Origin of the sequence: Microcoleus sp. w1-18aA5, assembly GCF_036701705.1 — a bacterium.
GTDB lineage: Bacteria > Cyanobacteriota > Cyanobacteriia > Cyanobacteriales > Microcoleaceae > Microcoleus.
This window is the reverse complement of the sequence record NZ_JAUPTE010000064.1, coordinates 1-18747: the sequence shown is the minus strand read 5'-3', so window position 1 is coordinate 18747 and position 18747 is coordinate 1. Positions and strand designations below refer to the sequence as shown.

Sequence of the window (18747 nt, the reverse complement as noted above, 5' to 3'; positions counted from 1 at the left end):
ACAAATTTTCATATATGTGTTGTGCTGTTTTTATCCGAGTCTCGCTCCCCCTAAATCCCCCTTAAAAAGGGGACTTTGAGCAGGCTCTTGTCCCACCCTTATTAAAGGAGGTTAGGGGGGATCTGCGGGTTTTAAAACACGCCATAGTTCCATAATTTTAATTCAGGGGAAGGGCGATCGCAAATTCCGAACCTTCTCCCAGCACCGATTCGCAAGTTAGTTTACCGCCGTGGGTTTCTTCCACAATTTGCCTGCTGATAGACAACCCCAAACCCGTACCTTTTCCTACTCCTTTGGTAGTAAATAAATGGTCAAATATTTTCGACTTGAGCTCCGATGACATCCCTTGACCGTTATCTTTGATTTTAATCACCACGCTGTTGCTATCCTCCGAGACTTGAGTGATAATGGCGATCGTATTCGGTAAAGCTTCAATTTCAGCGTAAGTGCGACCTTCATTGAATTCGTCAAAACACTCGATCGCATTTGCCAGCAAATTCATAAATACCTGATTCAGTTGCCCAAAATAACATTTAACTGGCGGGATATCTCCGTATTCTTTGATAATTTTAATCGCGGGGCGAGTATCTTTAGCTTTCAGACGATACTGTAAAATCATCAAAGTGCTATCGATGCCCTCATGAATATTTGCTGACACTTTATTCGCACTGTCAGCGCGGGAAAAAGTTCGCAAAGACTTGCTAATATTGCGGATTCGCTCTGTACCTGATTTCATAGATAAAAGCATTTTCGGCAAATCTTCAATCAAATATTCTAAATCAATCTCCGATGCTTTATCCTGTAATTCATCTCCAGGATTAGGAAATTTTTCTTGGTAAAGTTGTAAGCACTCAATCAAATCTAAGCTCGCCTCAGCAGCAGCATCAAGATTGCCCGCAATAAAACCAAGCGGATTGTTAATTTCGTGAGCCACCCCTGCAATCAAGTTGCCGAGAGCCGACATTTTTTCGCTTTGAATCAGTTGCAGTTGCGCCTGTTGCAATTCATTGAAAGATTTTTCTAACTGTTGAGATTTTTCTTTCTCGCGCGCGTACAAACCAGCATTTGCTACAGCAATAGCAACTTGAGAAATTAACACTTTGAATACTTCTACTCTCTCTGCTGTAAAAGCTCCTACTGTCAAAGCATTTTCTAAATAAATTATTCCGCGCCCCTGAGATTGATAAATAATCGGCAAACAGAGAATTGATTTGGGTTGATATTTCTGAATGTAGGTATCTACATTAAAAGGTTCGGCGACAGTCGCATTGTCTAAAACTAGATGCTTTTGGCTGCGCTGTACGTAATTAATCACAGACAGGGGTACATCTTCACTATTTTCTAGGGGAATAGAGGGTAAAAGTGTGACGGTATCCTCCGCATGAGTGCCAGTAGCTTCTATGCAGAGGATATCGTTTTTCAGCAGCAGTAGCACTACTTTTTGAGCCGCCGCATTTTCTAAAATAATTTTGATTAATTTGGTCAACAATTTTTCTAGAACAATTTCACCGTTAATGGCTTCCGCCGACTTAATAAAAGTAGCTAAGTCTAATAAATCGCCTAAACTACTACTGGTAGTATTTCCCGTGGCAGTGCGGGTGACATCGAGAGTTGGGGTTGGAAGTGTGCGCGTCTGTGCTGCTAAGAAAGGATGTGTTGATTCTAAATGTTTAACTTTAGCTATGGCTCCCCAATGGATATATCCATAATAGGCTTTAGTCAGGTATGCTTGCGAAACTATCTCTTTACCCAAAGCTTGATAAAAATCTCCTGCTAATTCATACGCTAATGCTTCCTCTTGAATGTAACCGTTTTTGGCTGCTCCCTCAATTGCGCGATCGTACAATTCCATTGCTTGGGTATTTTGCCCCAACACTCGCGCTGTTTCCGCTGCTACTAAGTCGTATTTGTGTTGATAATTCATCGGAGCATTAACTGCCCATTTTTTCATCTTCTTTTGGTTTTGCAGCACTTTTTCCAAATATTGCTTTTGTTCTCTTTTGCCAGTTGCTGGATACAAAGCTATGATACTGAGAGAGGAGTAAAAATTATTCAGAGCAACCACATCAAATCCGGCTACAGACTCCTCATGTTTCTCAAATAATCTTGAATTTTCTAATGCTTGCGCGTAGTTTCTGAAGAGAAAATTAAGCTGAGTTTTGGCATTATAAACCAACCCAACTAAAAAAAAGTTTTTACATTCTATTAAAATGGGGAGCGTTTTAACTTCATTAAATCTCTCACCGACTAAATGACATGGTTCGACAGTTTGACCGCGCAAATTGAGGCCTGTCTGCCTAGCTATACTTATATACTGTACAGCCATTTCAAGTTGAGATTGCTGCATTAGTTTCATATATTTACCAGTCTCCTGATCCACCAAATCAAGAGGCTCTCCTATCGACAGTTTGTTTAAGCAATATGCACCTATAGCATAACCAGCAAATTCCAACTCTCCAGTTTCCATCCCAGTTTTAAAACCTTCTTTGAGATCGCCTAATCCTGACTTGAGAGCAGCTTTCCAGTGGTGAATAAAAGAACCAAATGTTGCATAAACTCTACTTTTGATTGAACGGGAAGGAAATTTGTCTAACAGCCTAATTGCCAGTTGACCGAATTGGTATGCCAAACTAATGTTCCCTAGCTTGCACATAACTACGCCATAATAAACGTAGGCAATACTTGCATAAGGCGAATTACCGTATTTAATACACAGCTTGACCATCCTAAATGCCAGCAGCGGTATCAGTGGAGGTTTTGCCTGAATAGCACTGCTGAGAATCCCTGATAAAATCCGCATGGCTGCTTTTTTTTCGGGATCAATCATTTCTGGCAAGTTAGCTAAATCCTCAATTCGTTTCAATCCCAAGCTCAGTTTTGTATTACTCAGTCCCGCCATAATATGTAGCGCGTGGGGATTTTGAGGAAAAGAAATGCCTAACAGTTTCAGCACTTCTAGTCCTGTATTGAGTGCTTCTATCACTCTATTTTGAGCGTTATAAGACTGGATTTGAAGTTCGTAAACATTCACTTTTTCCAGTAAGTTTTTAGAGTTTTGAAGTACAATGTCAACCATCTTTTTTGAAGCTTCATAATTAATATTTAAATATTCAGCTTCGGCTGTTGACTCGTAAATTGCTAACGTTAATTCATAGTGACTTTGCCAAGAATCCGCAGGCAATAATTCCATGGCAACCCGCAAATACCTAACAGCAGCTTCATAGGCAGCAGCCGCTTTTGCCTTGTGTCCAGCAGTTAAATTTAATTGTGCCAACTGAGTTTTTTCTGACTGTTGGCTAATCGTTTCAATTCCGACATTCAATTGATTGACGATATCAAAGATGTTTTCTTCTAGCTTGTCGGAGGGAGTATTGTGTAACAGTAATTGACCGATTTTTAAATGGGTGGATTGCTTTTGGTCTTGGGGAATTAGCGAATAAGCCGCTTGCTGAACGCGATCGTGCAAAAATCTATAACTAACCCGCGAAGTGTCTAACTTAAGATTGATTGATTCGGCTCGATCGAAAACTAAAGGAATGCGATAAGCATCGCTCAATGGCAGAATTAACCCGGCTTGCAAAGCTGAATAAAGTTCAGTTGCTGTCGTATTAGCTGACTTTTTGCTAACAAGTGACAGCACATCTAGAGCAAATTTATCTCCCACGCAAGCTGCTAGCTTCAAAACTTCTTGCGTGGCTGCGGGCAGCTTTTCAATGCGAGAAGCTACCAGTTCTACCACACTTTTATCTGTGATTCCAATGGCTTGGATTTCATCGATACTCCAATACCAACCACTTTGATTTTCTTCATTTGTAAGGTGATTAAATTTAAATTTCAAAAGAGAGTCTTGATAAAGTGCTTGGAGTAATTGAGTCAAGAAAAAAGGATTTCCGCACGTTTTATTCCAGATTAAATCCGCGAGATTGGTTACTTTTTTTGTGCAAGTGTTCAGTGTTTCAGTGACTAATTCTGTCACCTTTGCTAAATCCAGAGGTTGCAACACGATATTGTTGACTCTTGTACCAGTTTTTTCAATTTCTTCTACAGTCTGAATCAAGGGGTGGGTCGGACTAACTTCATTGTCTCGATAGGCACCGATTAGCAACAAATATTCCTGGTCAGGGTCAGTTATCAGTATTTGCATCAACTTTAATGTTGCTGAATCTGCCCACTGCAAATCGTCTAAAAAGATAACTAGGGGGTGTTCTTTTTGGGCGAAAACGCGAATAAATTCTTTGAATACTCGATTGAATCGATTTTGGGATTCTACAGGGGCTAGTTCTGGGACTTCTGGCTGTTTGCCGATGATTAATTCAACTTTTGGAATTACGTCGGCAATTACTTGACCGTCTGTTCCCACTGCTGTTAAAATTTTAGTGCGCCATATTTCTAATGAAAGTGCACTTTCTGTTAGCAATTGCCGCAGCAATGAGTTAAATGCTTGGATTAATGAGGCATAAGGAATGTTGCGTTTTAACTGGTCAAATTTGCCGCTGATGAAGTAACCTTTTGACCTGGTAATAGGTTTACTGATTTCGTTGACTACGGCTGATTTACCGATGCCTGAGTAGCCTGATACTAGCATTAATTCGCTGCTTCCTGATGGGGGCAATTTTTGTTCAAAGCTAGCTATTTTTTCTTCTGACAAATTGTTAGCCAAGCCCCCTCTTACACGTTCAAACGCTGCTAGCAATTCATTAACCTGATTTTCCCTACCGTACAATTTTTGGGGTATCAACAACTGGCTGAGAATATCTAAGCGTCCGGGGATGAAGTCGGCAATTTGTCCGTTGATTTCTAACTGATGCAAAGAAATTTCTAAGTCGGCTAACAATCCGGACGCACTTTGATATCTATCTTCGGCATTCTTGGCTATCAATTTCATCACTATCTCTGAGATAGCGACAGGTATTTCTGAATTGATTTGATGGGGATATATTGGTTGAACGGCGATGTGGCTATAAACTATTTCTAAGGGGTCGTTGCTGCAGAAAGGCAATTTTCCTGTCAGCATTTCATATAATGTGATCCCAAGGGAATAAAAGTCTGTGCGGTAGTCGAGGGTGCGGTTCATTCTCCCGGTTTGTTCGGGGGACATATAGGCTAATGTGCCTTCGACTGAGTTGGGATTGTTAAATTGCGGGTTTTCTTTATTGAGTTTTGTAGCAATGCCGAAGTCGGTGAGTTTTACTTGTTTTGTTTGCGAGTTAATTATGATGTTGCTGGGTTTAATGTCTTTGTGAATAATGTGCTGAAAATGCAGGTATTGTAAGGCTTTTACTATTTGGATGGCGATGTTTAAATTTGCTTGCAGGCTCAAGGTTTCTCTTTCCAGCAGTTGGGCCAGGGATTCGCCGCCAAAGTCTTCTAAAACGATTCCTAATCGGTGGTCAAATGTCTCGAGACTGATGGCTTTGACGATTTGTTCGCTGTCTAAATTTTGGCGGATTTGATATTCGTGTTTGAGCCTGGTAATGGCTTCGAGGGTGGGATATTCGGCTTTGAGGACTTTGAGAATTGCTGGGGGCGCGTCTGTCGGTGTTTGTCCGCGATAGATTATTGTTTCGACGCCTTCGTGCAGAGTAGAATTTATTTGGTATTTGGATAAGGTTAACATCACTTAAGTTATAAATTACAGGAGCTAATTATCATTAGCTTAACACTACTTAATCTTAATCTTGTGTGATTCCGATCATGTATTTTGCGATTTCCAAATCACACAGAATATAAACTAAGTAAAAATGTGGGCTTGGTCGTTGGTGTCAACAAACATCTTAAATGTAATCTCGGTCTTGTGTGTGAGTCCCGAATGCTTTCGCTGCAGCGTTGTTCATGGGGGGATGGGAGCGATCGCACTCTGTGTCAAACAGGAGGAGATGGGAGCGATCGCACTGGGTCTAAAACAGGCAATTGAACGGGTTCTCAATCGCTGACTACTGTAACTTCACAGATAGTAGCAATAGATTCCGGTTCAGGTAAAATACGCACGCGGGCGAATTTTAAACCGCTGACTCCTTGGAGTGATTCTACCATACCAGTCTGAACTTTTGGCTCTACCCAACCTTCGCGAGACAAGTAGCGCAAGTATTGTTGGTACTCTTCCCATTCGTCTTCGGTTGAATAAACTACCGTTAACATTCCTGGCTGGGTAATTCGCTCTTGTGCGTCTTTGTCAACGGCTTTTTCTATCCGCTTTTTGACGAGTTCATAGCGGATGTCGCGAGTGCCTTTGACATCAAACATTTTTTCGGTATTTTCGTTGTGAAAAATGTCGATAGTCGTATTCTGTACTAATACTAAATGTGCGAGTTCCATGTTGATTTGAGACTCGGCTTGCAGGCGAAAAACTGTGCGGCCACAGTCGCAAATTGCTCGCAGTTGTTCGTACCGCAAACTGTGTAGGTGAAACTGGCTGAATGTGGGGTCGATCGATTTTCCTGCATAAATCATGTGATCGATGCCGTCGGTGCATTCGATGTCGCAGTAGTGGGGCAAAATTTGCTGCATTTTTTCTTGCCAGCGGGCCCAGGTTTCTTGGAGTTTGGTGCTGATTAGGTTCAACATTTGGTCGTAGCGGTTGCGATCGCTATAAACGCAGTTGTGTTCGTTTTCACAGGCTGCTTGGTAAGCTTCAACGGCTGCCTGAACCTTGGGTCCGCACTGCACAAAATAGTCAAAATATACTTCTAAATGCTCGTTTAAATACTCGGCTGCTCGCACCTCCATATCGACTGTTACTTTTTGTTTTAAATGCTCGATGTAGTCGAGCAAGTCGAGCCGCAATTGCGCGCCGAGGTGGGTAGTTTGTGTTTGGCAAACGGCATCAGCTATGGCTAAACCTAAGCGGAATTGCTCGAGCAAATCAGTTTGAATGGCTCGGTTTCTTTCGTCGCTAGAACCGCGAATGTCCGAAATTCCGTACAGCGGATGAACATCAGCAAATACGATTGTTTCTGGGGGCAGTCCCCAACTTCGCCTTTCTGCTTCTTGGGCGAACCGCCACTCGACTGCGGGGTGGATGTTGTGAATGTGGGTAAACCGCTCCTGGATGGCTTGCCGCAGGGCTGCAATGAAGGCGGGAATGAGTTCTTGGGCGTGTTGAGCGTCAATGCCGTTGAAGTGGTTTGGCCGATCGCACAACAGCCCCACAACACCCAAAATCCGCACCCCGCACCCCTCACGGGTGACGGATTTGACTACCAGGGGCACCAGCAGCATCGATCGAGTTCCCATTCTCCGCAAAGTTCGATCGCACTCGGTTTCGCACTCCCTACGCAAGTCTGGCACATTCCAAACTTGATTTGCTGCTGTGGCCTTCAAAAAGTGAGAAGCTTCTAGGGAGTGCATTGAATAAAGAATCGGCTGCAAATGTTGGCCGTCTTTCGCAACTAATAGCTGTACTTGTTCGCCGTCGGGGCGCAGCAGCAAAGTGCCGTCAGCATTGAAGAGCGATCGCAAACACCGATCGATTTTCTCAAATTTGTCTGGCCGCAACATCGAATCTTGATCGATCAATAACTGAGTCAGCCGCCGAATTTGCTCCTGCACGGTGACATCAAAACCTTCTAGCAGCAGCAAGCCTTCTACGCGATAATTATCCAACTGCAATCGATCGGCTAAATTCTCTAGTTGATTTGGCTGCATCAGCCAAGCTTCTCGTTCCGCAACAGGCATTAATCTTAAAGAAACATCCGCAAATTCATCTATTTTTGAGTTAATTCGAGTAATTTTTAACTGTTCCGAACCCAGCCAAAACTCTATAAATCTTGGTTCTCGATGTTTGGGGTTTTTTACACTCGCCGTGACAGGTTCGTCTAGCACCCGTAAACCGTCGATGTCAATTTGATAATATTGCTTAAATACCCAGTGCAAAAGGTGGCGACGGTACAATTGTTCTGCTGTTTTGCCCCCCCAATCCTCGAACAGTTCCAGCAGAGTGAGGTGGGTTTCTGCAAACCAACCGTTGGTAGATTGAGTTGCCAAAGACATTTCCTCCCAACCCGCCAAGCGACACAATGCCGCGTTAGCATAACGCAGGGCAAAAGTTCCCGGTTCCACTACTGCGATTAAAACGCGGCGGTCGCCAAGAAATTGAAACAATCGCTGTAAATCTTGTTTCCACGTTTTCAAGGGTTCAATTTCTGAAGATTGACTGGGTACTTTGCCCGCCAAAGCTTCCAGTAGCTGTTCTATACTTGGTTCGCTGGGCAGATTGTTACTGTCTGGCTTTGTTGGGACGATATCTGTCACTGGCAGTGATTTTACGGAGTTGTTGTTTTGATGGGAAGAGGATTTAGGAGTAGACATGAGTAAAACACCTGAAAGCAGTGGATTTTGCCAAAGAATATCAGCGATCGGCGATTATGACTTTGTAAAGAGCTTATATCCTGTTTGTAAAGTTTGTGTATGGGTATCGGAAACTGGGTTTTTTCTCGGAGGATGGGCCCAGGGACTTTTACTTTTATTCACAAACAACCTCTCAGTCTCGACGTTATAGGTGATATTAACGTGTTTACTGCCTGGGGGGTAACACCCATTATAAGCGGTAGACTGTAGCGGATAGTGTCAGCAACTAATGCTATTTGACTCAAAGGCGAGATCTATAGCAGGTTTGGGTTGAATGAAGCACAGCCCTGGTAATTGGTAATTGGGAATTGGGAATTGGTAACTTATACGATCGCCTAGCCGAAGTATTGGTAATTGTAATTGACGATAGACCAGCAGGTTGCTTGTCATTAATTGAGGAAATAAAAGTTGCAGCCAAAATTCCAACATACTTGCTATTTGGCAAGGAAATAATTAAAATGTATAATACAGCTAACAGGATTTTTGAAAGGACATACTTATGGCTTTAACGGTTAATAATCTCATTGCCGATGTGACGGGATTTCCTGTATTTGCTGGGGGCGGTCCACGTCTTTTGGGATTCGCTACACCCGATGAGATTAACGTAGGGAATGGAAATTTGTCGTCTTTTCCCTGGGGAGTTTGGGGACTGGATGGCAACGATACTATAGGAGGTTCATCCGATTCCAACGAACGTCTGTTAGGAAATAACGGCAATGATATTATCGGTGGTGGTGGCGGAAATGACATAATTTACGGCGGGAAAGAGGACGATCGCCTGGATGGAAATGATGGCAACGACGTAGTTAGGGGCGACGCCGGAAATGACCTTATCTTCGGAGGCTTCGGGAACGATATCCTGCGGGGAGGGCAAGGAGACGACGATTTAGATGGCAATGAGGGCAACGATTTCTTGGTGGGCGATCGGGGAGTTGACGTGCTCACGGGAGGCCTCGGTGCTGATATATTTGTGCTCAGAAGTAACGATGAAGCATTTGGTATAAATGGAGCCGATGTCATTACCGATTTTAACTTCGACGAGGGCGATCGCATCGGTTTGACGGACGGTTTAACAGAACTAGACCTTTTCTTTGAAGACGACAATTTGATTGCTTACGATAACGACGGAATTATCAATGACATGGTGATTGAAAACATAATTAATGGACAAATTGTGGGGGTAGTTTTAAATACCAACAGCTTTGAACTTACGGGTGCATTTGAACAAGCGAGTCCGTTTGCATTGGCAGTTAATGGTTCTCAATTCCAGTTTTTAGCTTAGTTCCGGGTAGGGGACACGGCAGTGCAGTGTCCCCTACAGATAGGGGGCAATCTATCTATACGCAACCGTACTTTGCAAAATTGATATTAAAACAGTTCTCCCTTTAAATGTTTTTTAGGCTAATCTAAAAGTAGAAATTAAAAATCGGGGAATGTAAGTAGTAGTTCCGAATTAATTACACAATATTTCTACTGGAACCCTTGCCTAGCAAGGAGTCTTTATGTAATTAATTTTGTGTGGTTACTTATATATAGCGTTTCTCAGTCAAATGAGGTACATTTTTAGAGCTAAAATCCTTAATGGATAAGGATTGGTTGTACCTGATCAGCTAAGGAAACGCTATATTGTATCCGCTCAATAATTTGGGGCGGACTACCCACTAAGGAACGATTTTGCGTCATTTGACGTGCATCGTTGAGCGATTTACCCCGGATTATTGAGCGGATACATAAAAACCAACATCAAATAACTTCAAAACATCCAAATATAAAAACAATCGCCCTTCTACATAAAAGAGCGATCGGCTGTTTTTTGGGAAAGGGCGATCGCTTCAAATCTATAATCAAGCAAACAGCAAGTTTTCTACTAGAGTTTTAGGTTCTGGCAGAGATTTACCATCTACCTGATATTCTTCAACTAAAAGCTCTAATACCTCTACTGCATTCTGCAAAGCTTCTTCGTAGGTATCTCCATGAGTGTGGAACTGCTGAGATGGAAAATCAGGTAAGTGAACTAGGTAGCAGTTATCTTCATCCGACCATTGAATAACAATTATATAAGGTAATTTCATGATTCAGGTTCCTCTTCTTCAATTGCTTTCAATATTCCAATTTTTCGATTAACTTCTCTCTCTAAATACAGTTTCGCATCATCGCCATCATTTCCAGCAATAGTAATTGGTTCATTAGGTAGTAAAGGATGAACCCATCTTGTATGGCTGCCTTTTGCCGAACGATAAGTAAACCCAGCTTTTAGTAGCAGGCTTTTGAGCTCTCGAATCTTTTTGGGCATAAGCAGACATAAAAATTGTGGCAAGGTGACGGAAATACTTCGATCGTATTCCAGAAAGTAGGGTTTGTCAAAACGTACCCTACTACATGAATTTGAAATAGTTTCAGCATCAATCCGCGTTCCTCAGCGGTTAGAAAATAAAAACATTCAACTTTCAGCAAAACCCCAATCCAAAAACTCCCATTTAGCCTAAAATTAAAAATACTGACTAGCCTAAATTGCCCTATGTTTGAAGCCCTTGCCGATCGACTCGAATCCACCTGGAAAAAACTGCGCGGACAAAATAAAATCTCCGAGTCCAACATCCAAGACGCGCTCAAAGAAGTCCGCCGCGCCCTCCTGGAAGCCGATGTCAACCTCCAAGTCGTCAAAAACTTCATCTCAGAGGTAGCGGCAAAAGCACAAGGCGCAGAAGTCGTTTCAGGCGTCCGTCCCGACCAACAATTCATCAAAATCGTCCACGACGAACTCGTGCGTGTCATGGGAGAAACCAACGTACCCCTCGCCACCGCCGAATCCGGGCCCACAGTGATCCTGATGGCAGGTTTGCAAGGAACCGGGAAAACCACCGCCACCGCCAAACTAGCGCTGCACCTCCGCAAACAAAATCGTACCGCACTGCTAGTCGCAACCGACATTTATCGACCAGCCGCGATCGACCAATTGCTGACCCTCGGCAAACAAATCGACGTACCCGTATTTGAATTAGGCAAAGACATTGACCCCGTAGAAATTGCCCGCCAAGGCATCGAACACGGCAAACAAATCGGCATCGATACCATCATCGTCGATACCGCAGGCCGCCTGCAAATCGACCAAGACATGATGGCCGAATTGGGCCGCATCAAACAAACAGTACAACCCCACGAAACGCTGTTAGTTGTTGATGCCATGACCGGCCAAGAAGCAGCCAATTTAACCCGCACCTTTCACGAACAAATCGGCATTACCGGCGCAATCTTAACCAAATTAGACGGCGACAGCCGCGGCGGTGCAGCCTTATCCGTGCGGCAAATATCCGGCGCGCCGATTAAATTTGTCGGAGTCGGCGAAAAAGTGGAAGCATTGCAACCATTTTATCCCGATCGCATGGCATCTAGAATACTCGGCATGGGCGATGTCTTGACGCTAGTAGAAAGAGCGCAAGAAGAATTTGACATCGCCGATGCCGAGAAAATGCAAGAGAAAATGCTTACGGCAAAGTTTGACTTTACCGACTTTCTCAAGCAAACCAGACTGTTAAAAAACATGGGTTCCCTCGGCGGCATCATGAAAATGATTCCGGGGATGAACAAACTTTCAGACGAACAAATGCGGCAGGGAGAAGTGCAGCTAAAACGCACCGAAGCCATGATTAATTCCATGACAGTTGAAGAACGCCGCAATCCCGAACTTTTAGCAAGTTCTCCATCCCGCCGCCGCCGCATCGGCAAAGGCGCAGGCTATGCTGAAAACGACGTAACTAAGCTGGTCAGCGATTTTCAGAAAATGCGTACAATGATGCAGCAAATGAGTCAAGGCAACTTTACAGGAATGGGAGGATTGCCGGGAATGCCGGGAATGCCGGGAATGGGTGGCCCCGGAATGCAGCCCGGTTCCCGTGGCTATATGGGAGCCCAGCAGAAGAAGAAAAAGAAAAAAGATAAGCCAAAAAAAGGTTTCGGACAGTTGTAAAAAGCATCAAACTTATTACACGATTGTCAAAAATTTGTAGGGGCGGGTTCACCAAAAATAATTGCCTAAAACCGATAATCTCGTAAACCCGCCCACCCCCCCGCGATAGTTCTTATTTAGCTCTTTTCTTGTTACTGAGTTCAATCTAAAAAAGCCTGTAATTAAATATGGTACAAACAATTACTCAATCAGAAATCATATCTATAGAATTGCCAAACGCGATCGGACTTCTTGTCAGTAGCGAGCAATTCGAGGCCCTAGCATTGGCCAATCCCGGTTTGAGATTAGAGAGAAATGTATAAGGAGAGTAGGCTTTTGCGGCTTTCCTAGAAGAGATTCATAAAATTTATTGGGGCTAAACTAGATGACTGGCTAGCTTACTACCCCTACTTTTATGCCTAATAGTTCGGTTGCCTTTTCGCTGTCTACAGGCTTAGAAAATAAATATCCTTGCCCCAACTCACACCCCAACTCTCGCAGTTTCTGTAGCTGTGTTGGCGTTTCTATGCCTTCTGCCACAATATCCATACCTCGGCTGCGAGCCAGCGTCACAATTGTCTGGATAATTTCTACGCCACTGTTGTCTGAGCCAATGCGGCTCACAAAAGACCGGTCAATCTTTAAGGTATCAATGGGAAACTCATGTAAGCGACTTAAAGAAGAGTACCCCGTGCCAAAGTCATCGATACACAACAGAATGCCTAGAGCCTTTAGCTGCTTCAACATCTTTTCTTCTCTGGATACTGTTTCCAAAATGCAACTTTCAGTAATCTCTAGTTTGAGACGGTAGCTGGGAAAGCCAGTCTGCTGCAAAATCTCCTCAATTCGATTGAGTAGGTTTGCTTGCTTGAGCTGCACGGGGGAAAGATTGACATTAATCGCCAAGGGAGGTGTTTGGGGAAACTGTTGCTGCCAAATACTAATCTGGTGACAAGCTTCCTGCAAAACAAACCACCCCAATTCATTGATCAAACCAGTTTCTTCAGCCACAGGAATAAACTCAGCAGGCGGGTAGATGATGCCAGATGGGTGATGCCATCGCACCAAAGCTTCAAAGCCACTCAGTTGCCCCGTAGAAAGGGAGACAATTGGCTGGTAGTGAACGCAAAATTCTTGTAGCGCCATTGCCCTTCTCAAGTCGTTCTCCAACTGCAAGCGCGTCATCGCCACAGTTTGCATAGCTGGATCGAAAATTTCGTAACGCCCTCTACCTTGAGCTTTAGCATAATACATAGCAATATCCGCATCTCTGAGTACGTCTTCTGGGCGCTCGTAACCCATTGTGCTAACGATAATTCCAATGCTGATCTCGGTAAATACTTCATATTCATTCAAATTAAACGGCTGCCTTAATTGATTTTGGATGCGTTCAGCCACCCTATTGGGTTCATCTATATCTTTAATATCTTCCAGCAATATCACAAATTCATCTCCTCCAAACCGCGCAACTGCATCTGTATGCCGTAAACAAAGTTGCAATTGACGAGCAACGCTTTTTAGTAATTGATCCCCAACTAAATGTCCGAGGCTATCATTCACTACTTTAAAGCGATCTAGGTCAATAAATAGCACTGCATATAGATAATCTTCATGTCTGTACGACAAGTCGATCGCCTGTTGCAGCCGATTCATAAACCAAGCGCGGTTAGGCAACTCCGTTAGCGCGTCGTGAAAAGCATAATGTCCTAATTTTTGTTCTCTTTCCAACAACTGAACTTGAGCCTGTTGAAGCTCGTTGCAGGCTTGTCTAAGTTCAGCCGTTTGAGAAGCCACCCGTTCCTCTAACTCAGAAGTGAGTTTCTGCAAAGCCATTTCCGCCTCTTTTCGCGCTTCAATTTCCTGTTTAAGAAGCACATTTTGCTCTTCCAGCGTCTTGGTCAAATTTCGCAGTCTCAGGTGTAGTTGCACGCGGGCTAGGACTTCCTCTTGCTGAAAGGGTTTGGTGATATAATCTACTGCCCCCATTGACAAACCTTTAACCTTATCCACGCGCTCCGTAAGAGCTGTCATAAAAATCACAGGGATATCTTTCGTTGCCACCGATGCTTTTAAGCGGTAGCAGGTCTCAAAGCCATCCATCCCCGGCATCATCACATCTAACAATATGATATTTGGCGAAACTTCTTGTAACTTCTCAATAGCACTTTCCCCATCCTTAGCTACTAAAACCTTGAAGCCTGACTCCTTCAAAAAATCGAACAGAAGTTTAAGGTTATTCGGGTTATCGTCAACAATTAAAATTACATTGTCTTTTTGGTTAAGCATTTTATTAGCCCAAATGTTGTTTGACAAAAGCTAGTAGTTCTTTTTCTTCAAAATTTTTGGCAAATTGCAAGATTTTATTAGCAAAGGGTAGATAGTTGCCGTCTATCTGCTTGAGTCTATTGGCTTCCTGCTCAACCACTTCAATATCGCCGATCCGAGCTGCATTAAACAGCGCTACCAGCTCTGCTGATGGTGGTATCACAAGCTCACCACTCTGAACGTTTAATAAATCCGTGAAATCTGCCTGCGGTGTGTTAGCCAAATCCGCAGGGGGGTCGTATATCCATTCTATTTGTAAGTAATTTTTTAAGACTTCTAGCAATTCTTCTACTTGAATAGGCTTTGCTAAGAACTCGTTACAACCTGCTTCGTGGCTATTTTTCCGATCGAATTCAAACACGCTGGCGCTGGATGCTATCAATATTACATCCTTAAACTCTGATGATTTTCGGAAGCGCCGCGACATTTCAAATCCATCCATTACTGGCATCACTAAGTCTGTGATAATCAGATCCGGTTGAAAATTAATGGCTTTATTTAAAGCCTCTTGTCCATTACAAGCTTCCATAATATTAAAACCTAGTGGTTCTAAAAAACTTCTAATAAAACCTCGATTTTCAAATCGATCGTCTACTAACAAAATTCTATTTTTATCGCCTTTAAAACCTGTTAAATTAATAGAAGTATTTAGCGAAGGTTGCTCAATAAATTCAGATGATTGAGTCAACTCTAAATCAAAGTAAAAAATGCTACCTTGACCGAGTATACTTTCGACGTGTATTTCGCCTCCCATCATTTGAACAATTTTCTGTGCGATCGCTAATCCCAACCCAGTGCCTTCTGCCTTCTGCTGGCTATTTCCGACTTGTTCAAACGGTAAGAATATTTTTTCTAACTGTTCTGGTGCCATTCCAATCCCCGTATCTTGGATATGGAAACGAATTTTAGTAAGTTGTGATTGGTCAGATTCTTCCCCCGTACCTATTACGCCTACCTTAAAAATAACACCTCCTTTTTCGGTAAATTTAATAGCATTGCCCAAAAGGTTAAGTAAAACTTGGCGCAGTCGTTTTTCATCAGCACTTACAGCGTTAGGAAGTTGATTTAATACTTGATAACTAAATGTAATTTCTTTTTGTTCAGCTCGGATGCAGCACATTTCCACAACCCCGATCAAAAAAGAAGAAAAATTAAAATTTGAACTGTAAAGTTCCATTTTACGGGCTTCAATTTTAGAAAGATCTAAAATATCGTTAATCAGCGTGAGTAAGTGGGAACCACACTGGTGAATAATGTGGATAGCATCTTTTTGTTTAAGAGTGGTAGTTTTATCGCGCTCCATAATTTGAGAGTATCCTAGAATTCCGTTCAGGGGTGTGCGAAGTTCATGGCTCATGTTGGCGAGGAATTCGCTCTTGGCATGGTTAGCAGTATCAGCGGCAATTTTTGCCTCTTTTAGCTCACTTGTTCGTTCTTCTACTCGATTTTCTAGCTCGGAGTTGGTCTTTTCTAAAGCAGCAAAAGACTCGCGCAATTGCTGCGCCATTTGGTTAAAAGATTGAGCGAGAATTCCCAGTTCATCTATGCCATTTACGTCTACTTTTTGGTTTAATTGACCGCTAGCGATCGCTCTACTCGCTTTACTCAAAAGAAAAATAGGATGGGTAATCCAGCGGGAAGCGAGGATTCCTAACAACGTCGCTAGCACTAACGCTAAAACGCAGAGTAGGATAGTGCTACGGGTATTGGCATTGATTTCCTCCATAAAGTCGGCTTCTGGAACGACAACAACAATCAGCCAATCAAGACCTCGACCATCTTGGAATGAGGATACTTGCACGAATTCCCGCTGACCATCTAGCATGAAGTCTAGTTGCTGGTTGCTGTCAATTTCGGTAAAGTTACCAAAGCGTTCTATTAAATGTTGCGCTGTACCCTTGATTAAAGGTATGCTGCTTTCAATCGCTTTTAATCGTTGCGTTTTTTGGCGATTTTTGCTCTTGATAAATGGCTTCTCGGCGGTGGAAGAAGCCACTAGCAAGCCCGATCGTTCGATGATGAAAGTCTTTCCCGATCTACCAATTTTTAAACTTTGGAGAAAGTCGCTAATTTTTGATAGAAATAGATCGGTACTTACAACTCCTCTAAAAATGCCATTTTTATCGTAAACAGGTTGGCTAGCGGAGATTCCTAGGCTAGGTTGAATATAATATTGATAAATTTTATTCCATTGGGGTTTGCCGACAACTTTTGCAGCTTGATACCAGGGTCGAATGCGGGGATCGTAGTGTGGGTGGGTTTCCTTAAACTGAGTCGGATTGCCCTCTCTATCTACCTTGACGATCGTATTGAGAAAATTAGTAGAGCGATCGGTTATTTCAATAACCACACTGCCATCATCCTTATATCCAGCACCCGCGTATTCTTTTTTTTCCCCTCCAAAACTGATGTAACTAACACTGGGAAATTGCTTGAGCTGCCAGTAGAAGTAGCTTCTCATAGAACTCATATTGTCTGGATTCCATAATCCAAAGCGGCGAATGGCATCGACGCTGATTGCATTGATCAAATGGGGCGTTTCCAAGTAAGTGTTTAATTGTTGATTGATGCGGGCGACTACCTCCGTTCGTAATTGGCTAGTAACGTTGTTGACGGCAGTTTTGCCGTTGCGTAGCGAGAGCCAACCTGTCAGTCCTACAGCGAGAAAGATTTGCAGCACGAATGGTACGACTAAGACGAGGCGCAGCGGGATTTTTTGAGGGCTTTTTGCAAGTTCATTCTTACTTGCGATTAGTGTCATGGCGGAGTCATTTTAGTATTGGGATTATTTCAATAACAACAGTTGCTCACCCTTGGTCATTTAAAGTCAGCTATAGGGAAATTATTGATTTCGTCTCTCTTGAACGCCAATTGGTTTAATGATATCTTATTGTTGAATAACCTGGCTGAAAGGAGTGGCTAATACTGATACAGTTGGCAAATTTATGAAAAAAAACAGATCCCCATTTGAGACGAAATCTCCATAAATGTCAAATGCTATATTCTGCTTGGGCTTGCAGTGTAAGCCTACCTGCATATTTCATCGATATTGAGTACACCTTCATTCACTTGTAGGTCTTGACCTCAATACTAATTGATCTAAGCATACAACTATAGTCAGGACTTACGAAATATAGGGTCTGAAAACCAGCTTGCCCGTGCTGCCCTTAAAAAGGGGGGGGACCGCTTCAAAAAACGGGGCACTTGAAAGCCCTCTTGGAAAAAGGGTTTCGGAGTTCTATGCGTAAGTCCTAAGCTTACGCCAGCTAAATTGCGCTTCTTTTTTCAACGAGTTCTCTGACCCGTCCCACAAGGATTCTCAAATAGAGGAAATGGGAACCTAGATGCACAATAACTTAATAGTTTATCCTGCATAGTGCCTAAAGCAAAGCTGCGTCAAGGTTTTGAGTTGATTGACCAAGCGAAAAGATATTCGCAGGCGTGAGTCAATAAAAGAGAGTGGCGAGCTCCCTTGAATCAGGTTCAAGGCGAGCTTGGAGGATCTTATGAGTCAATAAGCCTGTCAATAATCCCCTATCTTTTTTGAGGTTCAGGGGCTTTAATGCTTTTACCATCAAGGTTTCACAGGCGTTGTCACCCCGCCAAGTATTTTTACTTACTACTGTCTCGGACGATCGACTTCGCTGCGCTCTTCCAGTGTATGCTGCCTGTTGGGATGTGTTGTATTCAGGAACTTTAGTCCTTAGTAACTAACAGCTTTAAGAAAAGACAGAAATCATTATTACAAACTTAATTGCACAATCAATTTCTATTGAATAGCTTGCCTGAATTCCCGCATTGCCTGAAGGTGATTTTCAATATGGATACACCGGGTCAATAATACAATATCTAAGTCGGGCAGAACTTGAGAGCGATCGACCTCTGCATATCCATCAGCCCCCAAGGAATACATACGAAGTGCGCCATTTTCCCAAAACAAAACTTCAGGAATTTCCAGCCTTGTGTAAGCTTCCAACTTGTTAATACCGCCGCTAGTCACCACCACTTCCACCGCCAAATCAGGAAATTCTCGGTTAGGTACTAATTCGTAAGACCAGGGCTATTTCATTCTAAACAACTCCTTAATTAGTTTAAGGCCAAATCCCGCCAGACGTTGGGCTTGAGCCATA

General features: G+C 43.0%; 10 protein-coding genes and 1 pseudogene. 4 read left to right on the top strand and 7 right to left on the bottom strand.

Going from position 1 to position 18747, the window contains the following annotated elements; all coding sequences use genetic code 11:
• Positions 1-157 precede the first annotated feature (157 nt).
• Complete coding sequence (locus tag Q5691_RS20530; protein WP_333346662.1) at positions 158-5617, bottom strand: AAA family ATPase; 5460 nt, start codon at positions 5615-5617, stop codon at positions 158-160.
• 181 nt (positions 5618-5798) lie between these two features.
• Here Q5691_RS20530 and Q5691_RS20525 point away from each other — a divergent pair, with 181 nt between their 5' ends.
• Positions 5799-5933: a hypothetical protein gene (locus Q5691_RS20525; protein WP_333346659.1), complete on the top strand. Its 135-nt coding sequence runs from the start codon at positions 5799-5801 to the stop codon at positions 5931-5933.
• Here the strand turns inward: Q5691_RS20525 and Q5691_RS20520 are convergent.
• Positions 5923-8307 carry a GAF domain-containing protein gene (locus Q5691_RS20520; RefSeq protein ID WP_333346657.1) on the bottom strand — a complete coding sequence of 795 codons (2385 nt, stop codon included), beginning with the start codon at positions 8305-8307 and terminating at the stop codon, positions 5923-5925. The two genes, Q5691_RS20525 and Q5691_RS20520, sit on opposite strands and share 11 nt — an antisense overlap.
• A gap of 538 nt (positions 8308-8845) precedes the next feature.
• On the opposite strand from Q5691_RS20520, the gene Q5691_RS20515 reads away from it, so the two are divergent.
• Positions 8846-9628, top strand: a complete 783-nt coding sequence (locus Q5691_RS20515) for a calcium-binding protein (protein WP_333346654.1) — start codon at positions 8846-8848, stop codon at positions 9626-9628.
• A gap of 562 nt (positions 9629-10190) precedes the next feature.
• Here Q5691_RS20515 and Q5691_RS20510 read toward each other — a convergent pair.
• Together Q5691_RS20510 and Q5691_RS20505 are read right to left on the bottom strand one after the other, a co-directional pair.
• Positions 10191-10418, bottom strand: a complete 228-nt coding sequence (locus tag Q5691_RS20510) for a type II toxin-antitoxin system HicB family antitoxin (RefSeq protein WP_190739090.1) — start codon at positions 10416-10418, stop codon at positions 10191-10193.
• The gene (locus tag Q5691_RS20505; protein ID WP_333208346.1) at positions 10415-10639 is read right to left on the bottom strand and encodes a type II toxin-antitoxin system HicA family toxin; all 225 of its coding nucleotides are present in this window, start codon (positions 10637-10639) and stop codon (positions 10415-10417) included. The genes Q5691_RS20510 and Q5691_RS20505 overlap by 4 nt, the downstream gene beginning before the upstream one ends.
• Positions 10640-10864: 225 nt before the next feature.
• Here Q5691_RS20505 and ffh point away from each other — a divergent pair, with 225 nt between their 5' ends.
• Positions 10865-12313, top strand: a complete 1449-nt coding sequence (gene ffh / locus Q5691_RS20500) for a signal recognition particle protein (protein ID WP_333210636.1) — start codon at positions 10865-10867, stop codon at positions 12311-12313.
• Between the two features lie 167 nt (positions 12314-12480).
• Positions 12481-12615, top strand: a complete 135-nt coding sequence (locus Q5691_RS20495) for a hypothetical protein (RefSeq protein WP_333346651.1) — start codon at positions 12481-12483, stop codon at positions 12613-12615.
• Between the two features lie 70 nt (positions 12616-12685).
• Here the strand turns inward: Q5691_RS20495 and Q5691_RS20490 are convergent, their stop codons facing one another.
• From Q5691_RS20490 to Q5691_RS20480, 3 genes and pseudogenes are all read right to left on the bottom strand, one after another.
• Positions 12686-14578 carry an EAL domain-containing protein gene (locus tag Q5691_RS20490; protein WP_333309171.1) on the bottom strand — a complete coding sequence of 631 codons (1893 nt, stop codon included), beginning with the start codon at positions 14576-14578 and terminating at the stop codon, positions 12686-12688.
• 4 nt (positions 14579-14582) lie between these two features.
• Positions 14583-17378 carry an ATP-binding protein gene (locus Q5691_RS20485; protein ID WP_333346648.1) on the bottom strand — a complete coding sequence of 932 codons (2796 nt, stop codon included), beginning with the start codon at positions 17376-17378 and terminating at the stop codon, positions 14583-14585.
• Positions 17379-18386: 1008 nt separating this feature from the next.
• Positions 18387-18638 (bottom strand): annotated as a pseudogene (locus Q5691_RS20480) (Uma2 family endonuclease); the annotation flags it as partial.
• Between the last annotated feature and the right edge of the window lie 109 nt (positions 18639-18747).